Origin of the sequence: Limibacter armeniacum (assembly GCF_036880985.1) — a bacterium.
GTDB lineage: Bacteria > Bacteroidota > Bacteroidia > Cytophagales > Flammeovirgaceae > Limibacter > Limibacter armeniacum.
The window spans coordinates 1938241-1962572 of the sequence record NZ_JBAJNO010000008.1 but is presented as its reverse complement, the minus strand read 5'-3'; the positions used below and the strand labels follow the sequence as shown (position 1 = coordinate 1962572).

7 protein-coding genes are annotated in these 24332 nt (G+C 41.5%); 2 read left to right on the top strand and 5 right to left on the bottom strand.

Going from position 1 to position 24332, the window contains the following annotated elements:
* Positions 1-150: 150 nt before the first annotated feature.
* Positions 151-1650 carry a M20 family peptidase gene (locus V6R21_RS13975; protein ID WP_334244242.1) on the top strand — a complete coding sequence of 500 codons (1500 nt, stop codon included), beginning with the start codon at positions 151-153 and terminating at the stop codon, positions 1648-1650.
* A gap of 649 nt (positions 1651-2299) precedes the next feature.
* Positions 2300-3025: an SDR family oxidoreductase gene (locus V6R21_RS13970; RefSeq protein WP_334244241.1), complete on the top strand. Its 726-nt coding sequence runs from the start codon at positions 2300-2302 to the stop codon at positions 3023-3025.
* A gap of 312 nt (positions 3026-3337) precedes the next feature.
* Here the strand turns inward: V6R21_RS13970 and V6R21_RS13965 are convergent, their stop codons facing one another.
* From V6R21_RS13965 to V6R21_RS13945, 5 genes are all read right to left on the bottom strand, one after another.
* Entirely contained in the window at positions 3338-4396 is a 1059-nt protein-coding gene (locus V6R21_RS13965) for a c-type cytochrome (protein WP_334244240.1), read from the bottom strand.
* 675 nt (positions 4397-5071) lie between these two features.
* The gene (locus V6R21_RS13960; protein WP_334244239.1) at positions 5072-12769 is read right to left on the bottom strand and encodes a S8 family serine peptidase; all 7698 of its coding nucleotides are present in this window, start codon (positions 12767-12769) and stop codon (positions 5072-5074) included.
* Positions 12770-12811: 42 nt separating this feature from the next.
* Entirely contained in the window at positions 12812-12976 is a 165-nt protein-coding gene (locus V6R21_RS13955) for a hypothetical protein (RefSeq protein ID WP_334244238.1), read from the bottom strand.
* A 1092-nt stretch (positions 12977-14068) separates the two neighbouring features.
* A complete protein-coding gene (locus V6R21_RS13950; RefSeq protein ID WP_334244237.1) occupies positions 14069-15736 on the bottom strand; it encodes a tetratricopeptide repeat protein in 1668 nt (555 codons plus the stop codon).
* An 889-nt stretch (positions 15737-16625) separates the two neighbouring features.
* On the bottom strand, positions 16626-24311 hold the full coding sequence (locus V6R21_RS13945) for a S8 family serine peptidase (protein ID WP_334244236.1): 7686 nt from the start codon (positions 24309-24311) through the stop codon (positions 16626-16628).
* Between the last annotated feature and the right edge of the window lie 21 nt (positions 24312-24332).

The following is a 24332-nucleotide window of genomic DNA, read 5'->3' as shown; positions in this document are numbered from 1 at the left end:
TCATAAAAATATGAAAGTAAATACACTAAAACCCTATTCCCATCACAATCAGATAAATGAATGATTATTTTTCGAATGAATTTGAATTGTGCATGATTTTATTGATTATTGAAGAATTAATATGATTATATTTTTATAACTCTATCAACAATGAAAAAAGTAATACTTGGCTTCTTTCTGCTACTTTTGGGACTTGTAGCCGTTTTGGTTTTCAATACCCTTACATTCGAGTCAAAGCAAATGGAAGTTGCCTCTCTAGACTCATCATCACTTCCATCTATTGATAAGGAAGTTATTCAGCACCTTTCTACTGCCGTTACTTATCCTACCGTTTCTCATGAAGGGGGTGCCAATTTTGACACTGCGGCGTTTCTTGGGTTACATCACTATATAGATTCTACTTTTGAACAGGTGGCTACTCAACTTAAAAAAGAGACAGTCAAAGAATTCAGCTTGCTTTATACATGGGAAGGTACAAACCCTGACAAAAAGCCTATCATCTTGCTAGGTCATATGGATGTAGTACCAGCTGAAGGCAAGACACTGGAAAGCTGGACAGAAGCACCATTCAAAGGCACAATCAAAGACGGATACATCTGGGGAAGAGGAACCCTCGATGACAAAATTTCTGTTTTCGGTATTCTAGAAGCTGTAGAGCAACTGATAAAAGATGGGTTCAGACCAGAGCAAACCATCTATTTGGCATTTGGTCATGATGAAGAAATTGGAGGTACAGGTGCTGAAGCGATCGCTGCACTACTTGAATCACGTGGCATCAAGGCTGCCTATGCAATGGACGAGGGAGGACTCGTGTCTAGTGGTATTGTTCCAGGTATCCAAAACAAGCAAGTAGCGCTGATCGGTACAGCAGAAAAAGGCTACCTGTCTGTACACCTTCAAGTAAACCTTGACGGCGGACACTCTTCGATGCCTGCCAAGGAAACTGCCATTGGCTTGTTGTCAAATGCGGTGGTTAAGCTTCATGAAAGCCCAATTCCGGCAAAACTTTCAGACCCTGTTCTTGACTTTGCCTCGTATGTAGGTCCTGAGATGCCATTCGTTGAAAAAATGGTTTTTGCTAACCTGTGGCTTTTTGAGCGTGTACTGATCAACATCTATGAAAAGTCTCCTTCTGGGAATGCGACAGTTCATACCACACAGGTTCCTACGATCTTTAACAGTGGTGTTAAAGACAACCTGATTCCTACAGAAGCCAACCTGACGATGAATTTTCGTCTATTGCCTGGAGACAGCAAGGAAGAAGTATTGGAACATATCAAAAGTGTTATCAATGATGAACGTATCAAGGTTTCAGTAGTCAATAATGTAGGTGAGGCAACAAGTCCATCCAAATCATCTTCTGACTCATTCAAATCGATTCAGAAGACAATTACTGAAGTTTACCCTAACACGATGGTTTCACCATACCTCACAATTGCAGGAACTGATGCTAAGCATTATGAGCATGTAGCGGAAGATATTTACCGTTTCCTGCCGACGGTGTTTGACAGCAATGACCTGAGAAGGCTTCATGGTATTGATGAGCGTATCAAGACGGAGGACTATATTCGTGCAGTACAGTTCTACTATCAGCTCATTCGTAACTCACAAGGGAAAAGTGAGCAGAAAGCTGAAATCGCAGCTGAATAAGCACTGACATATAATTACCATATTAAAAAATCCTTTGGGCTAACCTATTTAAGCTCAAAGGATTTTCTTATTTACACAGAATAAGTAAGTATTGAATTGGAATAGAGATTTTCTACTATAATCCTTTCTCATTTTATGAGGTACTAAATGAACGTGAATTATGGATTATACCGCTCTTTCAGAGCTGAAAATATCGCTTACATGACAATGGACTAAAGTCCATCACTGATATATTTTGTCCCTTTGGGACTTATGCCATGAAAGGGCCTTATACAATAGCGACATTTCAACCCATAACTCACTTTAAATGATAACATTACCCAGTTCAACCCTTTCAGGGTTATGATATAATGAATGCTGACAACTCCGGATTGTCATCTGGAGCTAATATGGTTTGTTTCCTTCAGAAACGGTGTTTGTTGTAAGAGAAAAGATCCCAAAGGGATTCAATAATGGTAGCCGTAGGCAAAAGCCTGCGGTATAAGTAAATCACATTTATCCAACTTCAAAGGAGTTGAACCTATAAATCATGGAAGCGTTTAAAACTTCCGATTTTTATGATATATCTGCTTATTTACCCAGTTAAATCAACAAATCTGTCTGATTTCATGTTGACTCTTCCGAAAACAATTAAACATAAAAGTATCCAATGATTGATATCAAAGGTAAATCAGCCATTGTAACAGGTGGTGGCAGTGGTGTTGGCAAAGCAATTACAACAGCATTGGTCAAAGAAGGCGTGAATGTGATGATCGCCTCTAGAAGGAAAACACTTCTAAAGGAAATAGCAGAAGAATTGAATGAACTCGAAGGAGGGAAAGTAATCTATTCGGAGCTTGATGTTCGTAGCAAAGCAGAATGTCAGTCCGTGGTAGATAAGACATTGGAAGCTTTCGGCCAAGTAGATATTCTTGTCAACAATTCTGGTCTTGGTGTTGGCTCACTGGTTGTGGATACTTCAGAAGAGGATTGGGATATGGTGGTAGACACCAACCTTAAAGGTACTTTTCTTATGTCACAGGCGGTTTTGCCTAATATGATCAAAAGAAAGACAGGGTATATTTTAAATATTGCATCACAAGCCGCCAAAAGAGGATATGCTCAGGCGGGAGCATACTGTGCTTCCAAGTTTGGTGTTGTCGGACTTGCCGATGCATTGCAGGAAGAAGTTTATGAGCATAACATATTGGTACATAGCCTCTGCCCTGCCTTGATTCAAACTCCTGAACCTAAAAGTCAGGAAGAATTGAAATCGGATTTGCTACAGGTACAACACATTGCCGATACAGCTCTATTTGTACTTAAACAACCTAGTACGGTCAAACTGGACGATATAGGACTTTATGCCAGACCAACCGGAAGAACACGATCATAACCCTTACAATTGCTGCAACCTTTCCAATAAAGGTTGCAGCTCATTCCTTACCTAGCAAAAGTACCGATCGCTTTGATCAGTAACCAACGTAGCAACAAAACCCATGGAAATCCATGTAACAGAAGGTCTCCCCAATCGATCAATGACATGCCGTTGGCTCCACCTGCTACCCATCTGATTTATGGGGTTCAGGAACAAAAGGAGCCAAACCTATGGTAAAGCACAATAACAAAATCCATTTCCAATTATTCAGTATACCCATAATTACATTTGATCTAACTCTCCCTGTTTTACAGCTTTGATTACCTCAGCTTAAAGGTGTTTTAAGGTTTTCTTGAATTCTATCAGAGGTTTAAAAGGTCCATACTTATGTTGTTCAGCAGGAAAACTATCCGCAAAAGGTGGATAAGGTGAATCAACCGGCTTTCTTGAAATATCAGGAAAATCTTTTTCAGTACCTTCCTTTAAAGGTCGAGAATGTGAGTTGATAAATGCAGCTACATCATAAGCTTCTTCATCTGTCAGGATTGGGTTTTCATAAGTAGCCCCTAAAGGCATATTTCCTTTGATAAACCTTGCGGCTGTCAGTACCCGATGCATCCCTGCCCCATGATTGTAGCTGTCTTTTCCCCAAAGAGGCGGATAAGTATACCCTCCACCCTCAAGGGCTTGACCTTGTCCATTTTTTCCATGACAAACAGCACATTTTTGGGCATAAAGCATTTTACCATTCTCCAGATCTACCTTTCGGTCAGGAATTTCAATATTAACAAAACCCTTTCCTTTCAACACCTCTCCTACCGGCACTTCTTTACTTAGCCAAGTCATATATGCGATCATGGCTTTCATTTCTTTCCCATCCAATGGCAGCTTTTTACCATTCATACTTCGCTCCATACACCCATTGATGCGTTCCTCCAAAGTACCAATGGTATTTTCACGTCCCCTATATTGAGGAAACCTTCCCGTAATCCCAACATATGGAGCTGCATACATTTTTTGGCCTGCACCCAAGTGGCAATTCTTGCATGCAAGGTTATTTCCGGCAAACCTCATGGTAGGGTTTTCCACTTGTGGTCCAATGTAGTGGGAAGTATTTGAAATTAAGTCAAATCCATACTTGATATATTCGTTTTCCATTCCGGAAGACAATTCTTCAGGATTTTTCTCCTGATAATAATCGACAGGAACAGTGGCAGGCAATACCTCCTGACTACCTGTTGAAGTAAACTGTATCGAAAACAAAGGTTGATCCTTCCCTTCCCGCAACAATAAATACGAAAAACCTGAGGCTATTATCAGAAGTAGTGTTGCCAACACTACAACTAACCTTGTCAAGGTTACCAAAGATTTCAAATTGAAGTTATCCATGTTTATCTAATTGAATAATAAAATACACACACAAACATATATACATTTTATCATATATTGAAATAAACATTTGAAATTTTGACTAACTAAACAGTTTCATATAACATATGAAAGAAAAAAGCCACCTCAGAATCAGCTTCTTCGATGGCTTTAATCCTACCATACAATTCAAATATTCACTCCAATTCAATTCAACTCAAAACTTTATAACAACCTCAACAATTCAATTAGTATTATATTTTGATATTATCAAATATGCCAAACTATTATTTTACATTAATACCAATTTTCAGTGATTTTATATATTAAAAACAAAAACCGCCTTAGGAGTACCCTCCCTTGGCGGTTCTAAACTGTCTGAAATAATAGATCTGATAGAATTGCAATGCCTTCACACCCATGTAATCCGTTTGCTGCCTTCAAAATAAAGCCTCCCCTACCAGACTTTTGTCCAGTAAGTGGTTTATCAAAGCTAGTGTCCGTTAGTTTTACGCCTTTAGAGACTTTAGAGCTTCAGCAACTCCCCGAACTACATAATCATTGAATACTCCTAATAATCAATTTCTTGGCATGAGGGATTTCACCCTACAAAATCCTGTCTTCTTAGCTAAATTGTTATTTGGAAATGAATGCCATTCCATAAGAATGGCACTCAAGAATATTTGCACTTTTAACTTAATTTTTCAGCATTTTTCCTGTTGCAACCACTTTTCCATCTGCCTTCAGGATGTAGATGTACATGCCTGTTGTCAGTGAAGAAGCATTGAACTCTACTTGATGCTCACCAGCAGACTGATTTCCTTGGTTCAGTGTTGCCAGTTTCACACCTTGGAAAGTATACACTTCAATCGATACTTCTGCATTGAATGGCAGATCGTAACCGAATGTAGTAGTACTTGCTACAGGGTTAGGGTAGTTACCCAAGTTCAATTTTGCAGCCAGCTGATCATCGATACCTAGTGGCTCAACTACCACTACATCAAATGTTGCCGATACTGACTCCATACCATCTGTTGCTGTAATGGTTACAGTTACTGTACCCAGATCCAGCAATGTCAGGCTCATCTTACGACCATACACTACAATATCAGTAGCAATTGAGTCATTAGAGATTTCAATTGAATACTTAAGTTGGTCTCCATCCTCATCTACAAACAGGTCAGAGAAATCAAAAGTAAATGACTCTTGGTCAAGTCCAACTTCTTGTGTATCCACCAGACCCGAAATTGGCGCTCTGTTCACATCTGCCACATATACCGTAAACTGGTAATCTGTAGCCGCACCATGCTCATCTGTAGCAGTTACAGACATTGCATACTCACCAGCCATTTCGTAATCCGTTGTGAATGTTACAAACGAGCTGTCTCCAGATGTTGTAATCGCTGCACCTGAAAGCTCACTAGTTACAGCGAATGTGAAGGCATTTCCTTCTTCATCCAATGCTGCAATTGGAAGTGCAACAGTCTCATTCTCCTCTACAGTTACTTCCATCATTGGTTTTTCTGTAAACATTGGCGCCTGGTTCATATGCAAGTGAAGTTTCACTGTCTTAAAGTCAATCGACGGATCGTTTGATGTAACAGTTACTTCTGCATACTGATCTTTCAGAGATGCATAAGCGGCATTGAATGTCGCTGTGATTGGCTGCTCAGCTGCTGCATCAAGCTCTCCTGATGTTGCTGAAAGTGTCAACCAGCTGTTCACTGTCGTTTCAGACTCTTCAGCAGCCTGCACCATCCAACCGTATCCTTCGAATCCAGCTGTTAGGTTAAGGTCATACCATTCACCACCAATTGCATAGAAGTATTTACCTGTTTCAACTGATGGCTGTTCTGTCATACCCTGAGGATACAATACACCTAGACCATAAGTACATACCACAAAGAACTGCTCGTTTGGAAGGAATTCCTGCGGTGTTGACAGTTCGAAAGTCAAGTACTCACCAAATGTATCTCCGATAGCCGTCTCTGTAGAGAATACCTCTTCAGTCAGCAATTGTGAAGAAGCAAGGTCGTAACCTACTCTCACCTGTACCATTACATCTGAGTTGCTCGCACCTGCAGGTCTCATCCATGTTCTCACGTGCGTCAGGTTGAAGCCATTTTCAGGAACCTCAAATGCTGTAGCTGTCGTGAACACGTCTCCAGCAAGACCTACATAAGTAGCAGGAACTGTATCTGTGTCATGAGACATCACACGGTGGAAGCCTGCCAATGTTGTTGTATCTGTTGCATACGTACCCATGTCAGCAGATGACGCAGCCATCATACCAAGGTCTTCCGGTGTATTACCCAAGCTTGCAGCCAATACATCGTTTGCTGATGGAGCTGCTACTTCCGAACGGAAATACTTCACATTCATATCGTAAGTCAGCAGGTCCTCACCTTTTGCATTACTGATATTGAAGATCTCATTCAGAACCGCATTAGTAGTATTCGCTGTTACGCTAATTTCGTCGTTTCCTACTTCCAGTACTGGAGGCAACTGAGCTGTCCAAGTCAATGGAATTGCTCCTACCACTTCTCCATTGGCAATCAGGTTGATTGTCTCGTTAGCAGCAACTTTGGTACCTGGTGTAGGCGTAACTGTCACCTTCATCTTACGACGCTCACCTGGTGTGATAAATCCACCTTCCATTGTCAGGTCGAATGGGTCACCTCCGAAATCAGTCAGGTCTTTTCTTAAAGTACCGTCAGGTCCTTGCCACTCGTAATACATTATAGCATTAGTTGTTCTCGGCGGTTGCATATTGTAAGACACTTCGAATTCCAATGCTACTTCCGCATTGCCTGATGCTACTGCAAATGTTTCCAGATCAATAATGCTGTTTCCAGTATTTTCAATCATAAACTCCTGCTCATAGCTTTTCACCACTGCGTCTTTTTCATAAGCTACCAGTGTTCCGAAGTCAATACTTCCATCCATTGCTGTAAGCGCTTCAGTACCATTTACGGTCATCTTCACAGGAATAGCGATTTCCTCGCTACCTGGTGCGTTGCTTACGATTGTCAGTTCATCTGTATAGGTTCCCATTGGTCTTCCCAATGTGTTCATCACTACATTGAACTCAGCTGTTTCTCCAGCAGGGATTTCATAGTATTTCACTGGCGTGAATTCAACCGCTGTTTTACCAGTATAGAAATATTCAGCATATGCTACTTTATGTCCCTTAGTTCCATCAGCACTTTCAATACCTGTCAAACCACCATTCAGTCTTGAGGCTACCCAGATCTTAGACATCAACTTGATCTTACCATCCTTGTAGATCACGGCTTGGAAGTTAGATGGGTTACCCACTCTACTTGTCAGAAGGTTTTCCCACTGAATAATTACCTTATCTTCTGTCATATGGTAATAAACCCCATACTTAGAATTATTACTTGCCAAACCATTGTTCACCCAATAAGGAGCAATAATACCATTTGCTGCATCATCAGCTGGGAAGTTACGCGGAGGTGCCCCTAGGAACCCTTGAATCTGATTCGGCAGTACTGACATCATACCATTTCGGTTAATGTATAATGTACTGTATTTCTCTCCATAGAAATCAAACTCAAATGGCAATACCAATTCCGCATAAGTGTTTGAAATTTGGTTCATTTCTGACAAGTCAAGCTGATCGCCATAAGCTTTCAAGTCCATCCAGTCCCATACTGGAGCAGTAGGGTCTACAACCTCACCTGCATCTACATTAGCCTTGTTCGATTTCCATACATACTCATGTTCAACAGGCGTCAAACCAGCTGCTTCCATATAAGCAAGTGCATTGCCTTCCGCTCTTACCTTCAATGTCGAAGCACCTGTATTCTCGATTGAAACTGTTTGCATCGCTTCAGCACCCGTCATCAGGTTGGCAACAAGTGTATCTGGTGCAGTAACCGCAATACCAGGAGAAGCAATTACATTGGCATGCAATGCTACCGAAAGTGTATCATCTGAAGCAGTTACAATTCTCAATGTATCAAACAGTTCAGCAAGACTTGTCTGTACTGGAGTTACCTCAAATGTTTCTGTTCTTTTTGCGCCCAATGTGAATGGAACACCAGCTCCTGAAACATTGAACAGGTCATTTACCAAGCTAACCTCACTGATATCCTCAGCTGCAAAACCATTGTTAGTCAGTGAAACTTGCTCACTTACCTCAGCCAAATCGAATACATCACCCATATCGATGGATGTTACATCCGTTACAACTGCTGCCTCACCACCAGTCACATTCATGTTCACTGTAAAAGATTTCACAGGAGATGCAGGGTCATTGCTGTAAACGTATACATTTTGGTAATGTGCTCCGTTACTCAGATCTGATGCTGCTACCTCAAAGTCGACCGTAACAGACTCCCCTACTTTAATCGTACCTTGTGGATTGGTTACCGAGCTACTTGTAATCAGGTCTTTTCCGTAAGTATTGATTACCAAAGTAGTTTCATCTTCCTCTACAGCTGGTTCTTTATTTTCACCACTTACTGCATATGAGATACCGAAGTCATCGTAAGAATATCTCATACCATCACCTCTCAAGGCAATAAAGTAGTATGGAGCCTGCTCAGCATCGATTTTCTGATATCTGAACTCGATTTGACCACTTTCTTCTATTACTACTTGAATTGTCTGATAATCAAGAGCGTATCTTGAAGTCGCTACATCTTGGAATGTTACGATCAATCTGCCCGCTTCCTTCTTGAAATAGATGTCTCCACTTTGTACCAGCTGAATCTGCTTGAAGAATGGAGAGATAAATCCATTCGGGCTAGAAGTACCGTTCAAGGTAACGTTATTCGTATTGATCGTCGACTCAGTACGGGTTGTAATGATACCAAAGTCTGAGATATATAGCTTAGTCAGGTCTTTACCGAAGTAAGGGAACGCAAAGCCAAGGTCTACCTCATACTGGTTGCTACCTGTTGATCTGAAGTATTCTTTCAGCGGTGTGCCAGTAGTTGTGATATCTTCCCACTCAAATGGCGCAGTGCTTTTCTCGTAAGTGTAACCTGCCTTATGCTCAATTTCCAAACCTGAGATTTCCTCAGTAGCAAATTTAGGCAACGTATATTTCAATGGGAATGCACCAGTGTTCTCGATTGTGATCGATCCTGTAGCTGTGCTGTCATTCACCATATCATAGTCAAGTCCAGTTGCTGTCAACGTAATTTCAGCTGGCTCAGCACCTACTGCAAATACGTTTATATTGTGCTCCGAACCATCTTCACCTACCAATGTGATTACACCATTGCTGTTACCAGCTACTGTAGGCGTATACTTTACGATAAGTGTCTCCGTCGACAGTGAGTTAATCACTGAAGGAGCATACAGAATCTCAAAGTCAGGATTATCCACAAGTGAATCCGTCAGGTACAGGTTACCTTTACCGTAGTTGGCAACTGTCAGTTCCATCGTCTTGGTTTCACCCAGCATAATGCTACCAAAGTCATATACTTCTTCTGCCTTGAAATCAGCCTCGTTACCTGTTACTTCCAAGTAAACTGGTACTCTCTTCACAGACTCATCATAGTCATTGGAGTTGATTGTCAGCCATGACTTGTAAGTACCGTTCGTCACTTTACGAGGGTATGTATAGAATTTACCTGCGAAAGTAGCGCCTGGTGCAAGGTTACCACTGTTTGAAGAGTAGTGTAAGCTCAGGTAATTTTCCAATTTTGGAGCCTTACTGATTGCTTTTGTCTCCCAAACTGCTGTTGTGATACCGAAATACTGGTTAGTCAGGTCATACAATCTTACCCAAGACTTACCCATATCAAATGACATAAAGTTGTAGTTATATGCCAATGAAACTCTGTCAGAGTCCTTAATGATCAGCGGAGTAATGTGCGTCTCATGTGCTGGTACGTGTACCACAATCCAGAAGTACTTGTACTGACTGATATATACCTGCTCATCAAGTTTTACTTCGTAGTCCAAGTGATAAAGCTCACTTCTACCTTTTACTTCCTGAGCATATAAAAGCGTAGAGTTATTAATGTCCAAGTCATTGCCTTGTCTGATCTCAATGATAGCTGGATCAGCGTCTGGAGAAACTCTCATTCTTGTTACTACATCTGTCAGGTTGAAACCACCATTTGGCGAATAGAATGCAGTAGCTGAAGAGTTTGAGATCTCAGGTGAACCATCACCAAGAGACATTGATTGGTTTGAATAATGGTAATAGCTCAGCTCTTCTACCTCATGATTCGGCAAATCATCACCTACCGTATATGGCGTCAACTCCTGCTCGTTCCAAGTCTTCGTATTTGAAACAATTTTTGCATCATGAAGTGCCAAGGCACCTGATTCAGGGTAATTGATTCCTGAAGCATCAAATGGTGTAATTTCACCTTCTGGTCTAGTGTCACTGTGAGCCACAGATGCACTCCACTCCAGAATACCTTCACCGTCGTTGCTGAAAGAGAAATCTTTCAATACAGATGAATAATCTTTAGCTGCCAATGTAGCATCAACAGAGATACGAACTGTATCAGCTGTAATATCAGGACCTACGTTAGTGGCACCTGAAATAAAGTTAGAGATAGCAGACTCGTGTCCCCATCTGTCAACAGCTGCTACAGCCAAATGATATACTGTATTAGGAACAAGTCCTTCAACCTTCAATTCTGTGGTGCTGTCAGCTTCAAAATTACCGAACAGGTTCACAGAAGATGCAGAAGTATAATTTTCTGCCGTAAGTGCTGAAGTTGAATAGTATACTTTGAATGAAGAAGGCTGTACATCATCCTCATCAGTTGGCACTGTCAGTGAAGTCAGGATGAACTGCTCAGCTGCACCAACAAATGTAAAGTCAGTGACAGTTGCAGGAGCCAATTCCTGGTCAACAGCCAAAGCCAACTCTGTATCAATAGCACCAACGCCTAAATAGCCTTTGTAATCAGGGTTTTTAGCATAAACATCTGTATAGGCAGTCAGAAGCTGCTTTTTCAGATCTTCAGATGTAAATGTTTCACCACCCATTGAAGAAACTACCAAACCTGCGATACCTGATACGTGCGGACATGCCATTGAAGTACCTTGCAGGAATCCGTAGGAATCATCTGGTAATGTACTCAATACACCATCAAATGCCGCTGCTGCCATATCTCCACCTGGAGCTGCGATATCTACCCAGTTACCGTAGTTTGAGTAATATGCTCTTGCACCAGACGGACCCAATGAAGCTACTGAGATTACATTCTCATAAGCTCCTGGGTAATGCAATTGGCTTGTATTATCGTTACCAGCAGCAAAGATTACGACACCACCCTTCATTGGGCTACCAGCGTAATCACCTGCTTCTGCAATAAAGTAATCGATCGCATCCAGCACTACCTGATCGTAGTAGCCAGCTGAAATATAACCCCAAGAGTTTTGTGAGATAACAGCTCCGTTGTTAGCTGCATACACATAAGATGCCGCTACACCATTGTAAGGTCCTGACAGCATCTGAGTTGACATTAGCCTAACACCATCGCCGTTACCTGAACCACCTGCAACACCCGCAACACCAACATTGTTGTTGTTGACTGCTGCTACTGTACCTGCAACGTGCGTACCGTGAGACTGAGATACAATCTTACCTTGGTCATAAGCGAATGAATAACCGTGAACGTCATCAATATAGCCGTTACCGTCATCATCAACACCTTCAACACCGTTAGCTTCAGCCTCATTCACCCACATGTTGGCCGCAAGGTCCTCATGATCTACATCTACCCCTTCATCGTGGATAGACACAATCACATTAGAAGTACCTTTTGTAATTTCCCAAGCCTTGAAAAGGTTGATATCATGACCAGCTTCACCATTTGGTGCCTGACCAAAGTTGTGGTAGTGCCACTGTAGGTTCAGGTACTCATCATCAAATGGCATTGCTACTGAATCACCAGCTGACATTACTGCAGCCTGACCATCAGATTCAGATAGTACTACTGGCTCTTGTCCTTGGTAGCCATCTACCAACATTTTTTCATGTACAGGTTCTGCTATTTCAACATCACCTAACGCAGAGAATGACATCGCTGCAGCTGTCTCATCCTGATTGCCATCAATAGCAATCTCATACCACAGGTGAAGACCATGCTTTACCAGCTTATGCTCAAATCGAGGATCTACAGGAAATACACGGCGCATATTAGAAGCCCCGTATCTAGCAGCAGTTGCATCAAATGCTGCCATATTGGTATTCACTGTTGAACCTTTCAGTGAGTTAGGCAGTGTCAGTGTATTCACGTGTTGCTTGAACTTCACGCGAATCACTCCACGCTGCACCCCTTGTTCGTAGGTTGCTGCTACAGGCTCCTGCGCCTCTACCGCACCTTGGGAAGCCCAAAGTAATCCGGCAGAGCAGGCAAGTGCCTTTAGCGTGTTAGATAAAAAGTGATTCATACTAATTGTATTAAAGTTTAAATAATTGAATATGCGAATCAGTTAATTTCCCCCTCTTTCTTTCCCTCTTTGTTTAGTCAGTGCCTTGATCAGGTTTTGCAAGGCTTCATTTTCTTCTTTTCTTTTCTTGATGAGTTCAAGCAAGTCAGTTTCATCTTCAGCATGAAACTTCTCGGCTTTCTCACCTTTCCTTTCATACTCTTTCATGGGCCTTATTTTTTCTTCGTTTGCTATATTAACCCACAATCTTGATGAACATATAAATCTGCTCTCCACAAAACCTCTACAAGAAAAAAAGTGACCACTACTAGCCCTCTACAAACACACTTAATACATTGATTGACTGATTATTAATGCATTACAAATAGCATTTCAATTTTCAACTTATATCACTTAATAAGCATCGTTTTTTCAGAACATAAACATTCAAAAAAGACCTATTCCACTAACATTGACCGTCTACATTTCATCATTAGCTTTAAATCCAGAAAACTAGATTTAATAAAGCACTGTAAATGGAAAGAATTGCCGAACTTTTTAGGATTTAAGCACACCAAAACCTAATGGTTACAATGGCATGACCACAAAAAACATTATAAAGTAGATGCATCATTGAAGTCGGAAGTTTTAATCGCTTCCATGATTTATAGGTTCAACTCCTTTGGAGTTGGATAAATGGATTTACTTATACCGTGGGCTTTGGCCTACGGCTACTATTATTCAATTCCGTTGGGATTTTTTACAGCAAACACTGTTTCCAAAGGAAACAAACCAACTTGACTCCGGATGGCAATCCGGAGTTGACAGCATTCATTATATCATAATCCTGAAAGGTTTGAAAAGAATAACATCACCATTTAGTTGATTGTAATATGTGAAAGGGTTAGCATAGAAAATCTCTATTCCAATACAATACAATACTTGCTTAAATGGAATCCAAAAGACAATTCCTTCGGTCCACTCAGGAACCAGATAGTGGAGGCTGAACGGAGTCGATGTTCATATTCGGAATTAAATTTTAGTTAGAGGATATACGTTGAGACTTTTTAGACTAGTGAATGACATGTCCAGATAGATTCGAACATTCAGTTATGACAACTTGACTCCAAAGGTGCCGCACCGATGGAGCTGTTCACTTTATTAGCTACGTAGGTGCTAAATCTTTGTAGCCATAAAAAAAATGGAGCAAGGCTTCTCCGAAAGGAAACCTTGCTCCATAATAGCAAATCATCTATGTTAGATGAATAAACATACAAAAACCCACTTCTCATCAAAATGGGTATGCTCAAACAAATATCTTTATAACTGTTCGATAAAAGTGTTCAGGTTCTGGTCGGAATTACTAATTCCTAATTTTTTGCGTAACCTGAAACGTCCCATCTCAATGGATTTGATTGACTGTCTTGTCACAGAGGAGATTTCCTTGCTGGACATATTGAGTCTCAAAAAGGCACAAAGCTTCCTTTCATTCGGGGTCAGGTCAGGGAAACGCTCATTCAGTTTCCTATAAAAATCACTGTGTACATTCTGGAAACGCATTTCAAACTCTGCCCACAAATCATCCGAAGAAGAGGTGTGCAAATCAAATACAATTTGCCGGACGGTTGACTGATTGTCCTTTTTCATATTGGTTTTCAGGTCAATCAGCTTTTTCGTTACATCGTTGATCAACTCATTCTTCTGCACCAAGTTCATCACATTGGCTGTCAGCTCCTTGTTTCTGAATTCCAGTTCATTCGAAAGGTTTTCATTCTGCAACCTCAGCTTTTCTTTCTTGAGCAAGGCTTGTTTTGTTTTGGATCGCTGCAAGACGAACAGCAAGGCAGCCACCACTCCAAAAGCAATCAGAAAAAGCACAATCATCAGCATCTGCATCTGCTCTTCCTTTCTTTTTATTTCTGCTTCTCTCCTTTCCTTTTCCTGCTCATAATTGTTCCACAGCGTATCAATCCGCTCTTCTGTTTCATTTTTAGAAACCATCTCTGAGTATTCAAGGAGCTTTTCATGATATTCCAATGCCAGATCCGTCTTCCCGACCTGCTTATAATACACATAATAGCACCTGTAGATACTCTTAAATAATATAGGTGAGTTGACTACCTTTCCTACTTCAAGTGCCTTGTCCAGATACTCTTTTGCTTCTTTGATTTGATTATTTGAAAGATTATGATCAGCCAGTTCAAGCAACGTACTGATCATCCCAATTTTATCATTTATTTTCTCTTTGGCTACCAGCGCTTTCTTGTGATATTGGAAGGCACTTTCGCCATCATTCTTCAATTTGTAGAGCTTCCCAATATTATTTAAAGCCCTTGCACAATTGTAGTCTCCATTTGGCGCTTCCTTAATATTCAATACTGCCTTGTAATAGGAAAGCGCTTCATCCAACTTTTCCAACCCAGCATAGGATGCTCCTAGATTGAGATAAGCAGAAGATAGAATTTTCAGCTTTACCTTTTCTGGTAAGGTACTGGCTTGCGTTTCTTCCACCACTTCAAGCAGGTACTTGATGGCTATATCAAATTTCAACTGCCGCTCATATACCAACCCTATATTGTTTTTAATACTCAATTGCCCCATTACATCACCCTCTGCCTCCAGAATAGCCAAGGCATCCAGAAATGATTTTGTAGCATCCACAAACAATCCCTTCTGAAATTGAATGATACCCAGTTTCTTCAGAATTGGAGCAGTGTATTCAGATGAGATGTTTTCAGCCACCTTTAAACTTTGATACGCATATTTCTCTGCTACACCAAGGTCATAACGGCTATAATAATCTGTCAGTTCTGACAGCAATCTCACTTTAACTGTATCAGCTTCATGATGCTCAACAAGTAACAGCAGGCTATCCACCTTATGCTGGTCTTGTGTAAAGCCATTATTAACTGATATAGTAGTTAGTAGGACAAAAAGAATAAAAATAATTTTACAGCTATTGTACACGACAGTTGAAGTTAACCTCATATTATTCTATCTCATTTCCCCATTCCTATTCAAGATATTGAACGTTCTATGGGAGGTGCTTCTTGAGACATAACACTAAACACACTTTCTCTAATCTTGATCCTTTTCCCACTCCCCTATTTTTATATGTTTTTAGGAGTATTCTCACACCCATGTGTAAGCGCTAACATATGTTGATTACTGCAATTATAACTGTATTATATAATATTTTCAACCTAAAGCACATAAAACAATTTATGATTTCCTTAGAAAATGTATATAACCATTATCTCTGATGCATTATTATATACTAAAAAATAAGCGTAGATCAGTATTTTATTCCACTAGCCATTTATCAGGATTTCTCAAATAATGAATATCTAAACCCAATTATTTTCTTTTCAAGAATGACTAAATCCATACTTTTCCATCCGCATTATCCACCTGAAAAGGTTGATGTTAACACTATGAACTCTACCCTACTTTACTCTTTCAATTAAGGGGCGTTTATAGTGGAGAAACTAAAATTTGTACAAACGAGATCATTGCTTACAGATACTGGCCAAAGCAATTATTCATCTGTTTTGATTAAGGCATAAAAAAACCGCCTCGGGAATTGCTTCCCTCGGCGGATCCAAACTGTTTGAAAATATACGATGATCGCTAGTAATGCTTCTTTTTTATACCTTCCTTTTTTTCTCTGATACCTATCAGTCTAAAAACCTGCCTTCTAAAAGTTCAGAAAGCTATTAAGTAGTGTCCGTTAGTATTTGAATTGATGGTTTTCATGTTCCTCAAAGTTCAGAGAATTTAAATTCAGGCAATAATTAAATTGGTTGTTATTTCAAATCCAGTTTTGTAAAAAAATACTTTTAGGAAAGTGCCACCCAAAAGAGTGGCACTCCAATTATTATTGCTTAATCATCTTACCTGTAGTGACAGTCTTACCATCCACTTTCAGGAGATAGATATACATACCTGTAGTCATGCCTGAAGCATTGAACTCTACCTTGTGTTCTCCAGCAGACTGATTTCCTTGGTTCAGGGTTGTCAGTCTTACACCTTGGAAAGAATATACTTCAATCGACACTTCTGCATTGTATGGCAGATGATAACCGAATGTAGTTGTATTGGCTACAGGGTTAGGGTAGTTACCCAACTTCAGTTTTGCAGCCAGCTCATCATCCAGACCTAGTGGCTCAATTACCACAACATCAAATGTTGCCGATACTGACTCCATACCGTCTGTTGCTGTGATGGTTACAGAGACAGTACCCAAGTCTAACAATGACAGACTCATCTTGCGACCAAACACTACAATATCTGTAGCAATTGAATCATTGGAGATGTCAATTGAATACTTAAGTTGGTCTCCATCCTCATCTACAAACAGGTCAGAGAAATCATAAGTGAATGACTCTTGATCCAGCCCTACTTCTTGCGTATCCACTAGACCAGCAATTGGTGCTCTGTTGACATCCACTACATTCACTGTAAACTCATAACCGTTCGCAGCACCGTGCTCATCCGTTACTGTAACTGAAACCATGTATGAACCTGCCATTTCATAGTCAGTTGTAAATGTCAGGAATGATCCTTCAGCTGTTGTAACTACTTCAGCACCTGAAATGTCTCCAGTCACTTCATAAGAGAAGTCATTACCTTCCTCATCCACTGCTGAGATTGGCAGGGAAACACTCTCATTCTCCATCACTGTTACTTCCATTCCTGGCATTTCAGTAAACATCGGAGCCTGATTCGAGTGCAGGTGCATTTTAACTGTCTTGTAATCAACCGATGGATCGTTTGACGTTACAGTCACCTCTGCATAATGGTCAGGCAAGAATGCGTTCGAAGCGTCGAATGTAGCCGTGATTGACTGCTCTGAACCTGCATCCAGGTTACCTGAGGCTGCATCCAAAGTCAACCAGCTGTTGATTTCTGTTTCAGACTCTTCGGCAGCTTGTACCATCCAGCCATAATTCTCAAATCCAGATACCATATTCAGGTCAGCCCAAGTTCCACTTGCACCGTAATAGAATTTACCTGTGTGTGGTTCATTTCCAACTGTGATACCTTGTGGGTTCAGCACACCAAAACCATATGAGAATACAACAAAGAATTGCTCATTTGGAAGGATTGTCTGTGGTTCTGACAACTCAAAGGACATGTACTCACCTTTTGTGTCATCAATAGCCGTCTCCGTTGCGAACACCTCTTTTGTTATCACTACTGAAGAGGCAATATCATAACCCGCTCTTACCTCAACTGTAATATCAGAGTTATTAGCTCCGGCAGGTCTGAACCACGTTCTTACGTGAGTCAATTTGAATCCATTTTCAGGTGCTTCAAATGCTGTAGCCGTTGTAAATGAATTACCACCGAACCCTAAGAAAGTAGAAGGAACAGTGTCTGTGTCATGTGACAATACACGGTGGAAACCTTCCAGTGTTGTCGTATCTGTTGCCAATACGCCTGCCACTTGTGAAGTAGCGGCCACTTGCTCCAGATCTGCTTCAGCACTAGTAAACCCTGCCAACAGTGCATTTGAATTTGCAGGTGCAGCCGATGACGCTCTGAAGTAAGCTACATTGATATCGTAAGACAATGCATCTTCTCCCTTGGCATTGCTGATCTTGAAGATTTCATTCATCACAGCATCCGCAGTATTTGCAGTTACACTGATGTTATCATTCAAAATCTCCAATACTGGTGGCAACTGTGCTGTCCAAGTCAATGGAATTTCACCCACAACTTGACCGCCCGCTATCATGTTGATAGTTTCTACCATTTCACCTTTTACTCCTGGAGTTGGCGATACGATCACTTTCATCTTACGACGCTCACCCGGAGCCATCAAGCCACCTTCCATTGTCAGGTCCCAAGACTGAGGGTACCCTAAGTCCAGCAAGTCTACGCTAAGCGGATCATTTGGTCCTTGCCACTCATAGTACATCAAACCGCCAGTACCATACTGCATATTGTAAGATACCTCAAACTGTAGTTCCACTTCAGCATTGCCAGACGCTACTTCAAAAGTCTCCAGATCAATAATGCTGTTACCAGTATTCTCAATCATAAACTCCTGCTCAAAGCTATTGACTACGCTGTCTTTCTCGAAAGCTACCAGTGTTCCAAAGTCGATTGCGCCATCCATTGCCGAAATCTCATCCGTACCATTGACAGTCATCTTCACAGGAATGGTCATTGTCTCATTGCCCGGTGCATTGCTGATGATAGTCAAGGCATCCATATATGAGCCCACCGGCCTGCCGTTTGATTTCATCACAACATCAAAATCAGCAGTCTCACCTGATGTAATCTCATAGTATTTTACAGGGGTAAACTCAATCGCCGTTTTACCTGTATAGTAATACTCACTCAATGCCACCTTGGTACCTCTTGTACCTGTCTCATCCTCAATAGCTGTAAGACCACCATTCAGCCTTGATGCAATCCAGATCTTGGACATAAACTTGATCCTACCATCCTTGTAGATTACTGCTTGGAAATTGGAAGGGTTACCGACATATGCCGTCAACAGGTTTTCCCACTGAATGATTACTTTATCCTCAGTGATATGGTAATAAACACCATACTTCGCATTATTGCTTGCCAATGGTCTGTTCACCCAATAAGGTGCAATAATACCGTTGGCAATATCATCCGAAGGTATCTGCGTTACAGGAGCTCCATTGCTATTCTGGCGCTGATCAGGCAACACGGACATCATACCATTCTGGTTGATATACAATGTGCTGTATTTCTTGCCATAGAAATCAAACTCAAATGGTAATGCCAATTCAGCATAATGTGGTTGGGTTGGGCTCATCTCTGAAACATCCAGTTTCTCACCGTAAGCTTTCAGGTCCATCCACTCCCAAACTGGTGCCGTAGGGTCTACAATCTCACCTGCATCCACATTTGCTTTGTTAGACTTCCAAGAATAACCGTAGTCAACCGGTGTCAATCCAGCTGCTTCCACATAAGCCATAGCATTTCCTTCTGCTCTAACTTGCAGTGTGGCAACACCAGTATTCTGGATTGAAAAAGTTTCCGAGTATTCCGCACCAGCTGTCAATGTAGCGGCAATCGTATCAGGTGCCGTTAGCGCAATATTTGGTGATACCAAAATATTGGCATGCAACGCAACAGATAAAGTATCATCTGCATCAGTAACAATTCTCAACGTATCAAACAGTTCCGTGATATTATCCTGAATCGGTGAAACTTCAATCAACTCACTTCTCTTGGCTCCCAAAGTAAATGGTGCACCTGTCGCTGTTACATTGAAAAGGTTGTTCACCAAACTGATCTCCTTGATCCCTTCACTTGTTGTACCGTTGTTTGAAAGCTTCACATGCTCACTTACTCTTGCAAGGTCAAACACATCACCCATATCAATTGCAGCTATATCTGTAGATACTGCTGCTTCACCACCGGTGATATTCACGTTTACCTTATAGCTAGCAACAGGAGCAGCTGGATCATTGCTGTAAACCAATACATTCTGGAAGTGTGCTCCGTCATAAAGGTCTTTGGCAATAACATCAAAATCAATTGTTACAGACTCACCAACTTTTACAGTTCCTTGAGGATTAGTCACTGAACTCTCATCAATCAGGTCTCTGCCGTATGAGTCGATTACGATTGTCGTCTCATGTGCATCTACTACAACTTCTTTATCAGTATTATTATAATCGTAATAGTATACAGGGAAATCATCTTTCTGGTATTTCATTCCATCCCCTCGTAATACGACGAAGTAATACTTTACATCACCTAGATCAACCTCTTTGTATCTCAATAGAATACGCCCACTCTCTTCTGCAATAATCTGGAAAGTCTGAGGTACCTTAGAGCCAGAAGATATTACATCTTTATAAGTCACAATCAGACGGTCAGCCTCCTGCTTGAAGTAGATGTCACCACCTTCTATCAATTGGATTTGCCAGTAAAGCGGCGAAATAAATCCATTTGGAGAACCTGTGCCATTAAAGGTCACGTTGTTCCTGTTGATATTAGACTCCTTACGCGTTGTCAGCATACCGAAGTCTGTGATATACAGGGAAGTCAAATCCTTACCGAAATAAGGGAATGCAAAGTTCAATGGTACTTCGTACTGGTTGCTACCAGTTGACCTGAAGTAATCTCTTAGGCTAGTTCCGGTTGTAGAGATATCATCCCATTCAAATGGCTCAGTGCTTTTCTCATAAGTATAACCTGCCTTATGCACGATATCAAGCCCAGTTACTTCTTCAGTAGCAAACTTAGGCAATGTATATTTCAGTGGGAACGCTCCTGTATTTTCGATCGTCACTGAACCTTGTACTGTATCGCCATTTACCATGTTATAGTCAAGTCCAGTAGCAGTCAATGTGATCTCTGCTGGCGCTGATCCAACAGCGAATACATTCAACTCATTTTTGGAGCCATCCTTACCGTTCAGCGTGATTACACCATTGCTGTTTCCTACTGTAGTAGGTGTATACTGCACAATAACCGTAGCAGTCGACAGTGAGTTAACCACTGCTGGTGCATACAGGATTTCAAAATTAGCATTGTCTACCAGTGAATCTTCAAGGTACAGGTTACCCAGACCGTAGTTGGCTACAGTCAGTTCCATCGTCTTGCTCTCACCGATCATTACGCTACCGAAGTTATACACTTCTTCTGTCTTGAAGTCGGCAGGGTTACCTGTTACTTCCAAGTAAACTGGTACCTTTTTCTCTGGCTCATCATAATCATTGGATGTGATCTTCATCTGAGACTTGTAAGTACCGTTTACCACCTGACGAGGGTATGCACGCAACTTACCTGTATAAGATGCACCTGGATCAAGGTTACCAGTTTTAGAACCGTTGTCTACACGCAGGTAGTCATACAGCTTTGGAGACTTACTGATGGCTGTTGTCTGCCAAACAGCAGTTGTGATACCAAAGTACTGTTTTGTCAAATCATATAGCTTTGTCCACGTTTTACCCATGTCAAACGACATGTAGTTATAGTTATAAGCTAAAGAATACCTATCAGAATCCTTGATAATCAAAGGTGTAATATGGGACTCATGTGCAGGAACATGGGCGATGATCCAGAAATACTTTCCTTGATTGATATATATATGCTGATCAAGCTGTACCTCATATTCCAAGTGATACAATTCACTTTCACCTTTCACTTCCTGTGCGTAAAGTAATGTTGAGCTGCTTAGGTCACTCCCTTCTCTGATCTCAATAATGGCAGGGTCAGCTTCAGGTGATACTCTCATTCGAACAGCAATATCTGTCAGGTTAAATCCACCTGATGGGGATTGGAACATTGTCGCTGAAGAGTTCGATACTTCAGGAGAACCATCACCCAAAGACATAGACTGTGCTGTGATCGGGAAATAATTAATTTCCTGCACATCATAACTTGGCAGGTCATCTCCTACAGACATTGGTGCTGCAGTCTCATTCCATGTTTGTGTCTCTGAAGTCACTTTAGCATCGTGCAATGCCAATGCACCAGATTCAGGGTAAGTGATACCCGACACATCAAATGGTGCCGTCTCTCCTTCTTCCGAAAAATCACTGTGGGCAATGTCCGCAGACCAAGCCAAAAGACCTTCGCCATCATTGCGGAAGCCAAATTCCTGCAACACATAAGATGTCGAATAAGTTGCTTCACTTGCGTCCACTGTCAAGAATACCGTGTCTGCTGTGATGTCCGGTCCAGCATTGGTTCCTCCCATAATAATATTGGAGATTGCCGACTCGTTGCCCCATCTGTCTGTAGCTGTTACTGCCAAATAATAATCAGAGTTTGGAATAAGGTTTTCAACCTTCAGCTGAATTGTACTATCAGCTTCATAAATACCTGATAACGATGCGAATGAAGCACTGCTCAAGTTCTCTGCTGTAAGTTCTGATGTGGAGTAATAGACCTTGAATGAAGAAGGCTTATTGTCATCCTCATCTGTAGGGACAGTCAGTGAAGTCAGGATAAACTGCTCTGCACTGCCATCATAAGTAAAGTCAGTTACTGCAACTGGTGCGATGCCTTGATCCTGAGCCAATGCCAATGAAGCATCAATGGCTCCAATACCCAACTGTCCTTTGAAGTCAGGATTTTTGGCATAAACATCTGTAAAGGCTGTCATCAGTTGTACTTTCAGGTCTTCAGCACTAAATGTTTCGCCACCCATTGCTGAAACCACCAGACCTGCAATACCCGACACATGTGGACATGCCATCGACGTACCTTGCAGGAAACCATATTTATCATCTGGCAATGTACTCAATACACCGTCAAAAGATGCCAAGCCCATATCTCCACCTGGTGCTGCGATATCTACCCAGTCACCGTAGTTAGAATAATAAGCTCTCTCACCTGATGGCCCCAATGATGCTACAGAAATTACGCTCTCATAAGCACCTGGATAATGCAGTTGGCTTGTATTGTCGTTACCAGCAGCAAAGATTACCACACCACCTTTCATTGGGCTTCCAGGATAATCCCCTGCCTCTTCGATAAAGTAATCGATCGCATCCAATACCACCTGATCGTAGTAACCAGCCGTAATATACCCCCAAGAGTTTTGGGAAATCACAGCGCCATTATTGGCTGCATATACAAAAGAGGCTGCTGTACCATTGTATGGTCCTGAAAGTGTTTGGAGAGACATGATTCTGATGCCATCACCAGTACCTGAACCACCAGCTACACCACCAACACCGATTCCGTTGTTGTTGACTGCCGCTACTGTTCCAGCCACGTGTGTACCATGTGACTGTGCTACGATATCACCCTGATCATAAGAGAACGAATAACCGTGAACGTCATCGATATAACCGTTTCCGTCATCATCGACTCCTTCTTCACCATTGGCTTCAGCCTCGTTGACCCACATGTTTCTTGAGATATCCATGTGATCGACATCTACCCCTTCGTCATGGATGGAAACAACAACGTTAGGCGTACCTTTCGTCACGTTCCAAGCCTCGAATAGATTGATATCATTTCCAGCTTCGCCATTTGGTGCCTGACCGAAGTTATGGTAATGCCATTGCAGGTTTAGGAACTCATCATCAAAAGGCATCTCCACTGAATCACCAACTGAAAGCACTGCCGCAGCTCCATCATTTTTTGAAAGCACAACTGGCTCCTGATCTTTATAGCCATCAATCAGCGCTTTCTCATGAACAGGTTCTGCAAACTCAACATCTCCTAGTGCAGTGAAGGACATGGCAGCCATTTTTTCATCCTGATTGCCATCAATTGCCACTTCATACCAAAGGTGTAGTCCGTGTTTGACCAATTTGTGTTCAAAACGTGGGTCATAAGGAAATACACGTCGCATATTGGTAGCGCCAAATTTGGTAGCCGTAGCGTCGAATGCCGCCATGCTTGTATTTACCCTTGCTCCCTTAAGCGAATTAGGCAGTGACAGTGTATTGACGTGCTGCTTAAACTTAACACGTACAACACCCCGCTGCACCCCGTTCTCAAAGGTAGCTGCTGCTGGAGCCTGCGCCTCAACCGCACCCTGAGAAGCCCAGAGTAATCCGGCTGAACAAGCAAGCGCCTTCAGCGTTTTAGATAAAAAATGATTCATAGATAATTTATTAAAGTTTAA

Bases quoted from the DNA above. Each gene is read 5' to 3' on its own strand.
- V6R21_RS13965 (WP_334244240.1), bottom strand. From the start codon at position 4,396: ATGGATAACTTCAATTTGAAATCTTTGGTAACCTTGACAAGGTTAGTT.
- V6R21_RS13950 (WP_334244237.1), bottom strand. From the start codon at position 15,736: ATGAGGTTAACTTCAACTGTCGTGTACAATAGCTGTAAAATTATTTTT.
- V6R21_RS13975 (WP_334244242.1), top strand. From the start codon at position 151: ATGAAAAAAGTAATACTTGGCTTCTTTCTGCTACTTTTGGGACTTGTA.
- V6R21_RS13955 (WP_334244238.1), bottom strand. From the start codon at position 12,976: ATGAAAGAGTATGAAAGGAAAGGTGAGAAAGCCGAGAAGTTTCATGCT.
- V6R21_RS13970 (WP_334244241.1), top strand. From the start codon at position 2,300: ATGATTGATATCAAAGGTAAATCAGCCATTGTAACAGGTGGTGGCAGT.
- V6R21_RS13960 (WP_334244239.1), bottom strand. From the start codon at position 12,769: ATGAATCACTTTTTATCTAACACGCTAAAGGCACTTGCCTGCTCTGCC.
- V6R21_RS13945 (WP_334244236.1), bottom strand. From the start codon at position 24,311: ATGAATCATTTTTTATCTAAAACGCTGAAGGCGCTTGCTTGTTCAGCC.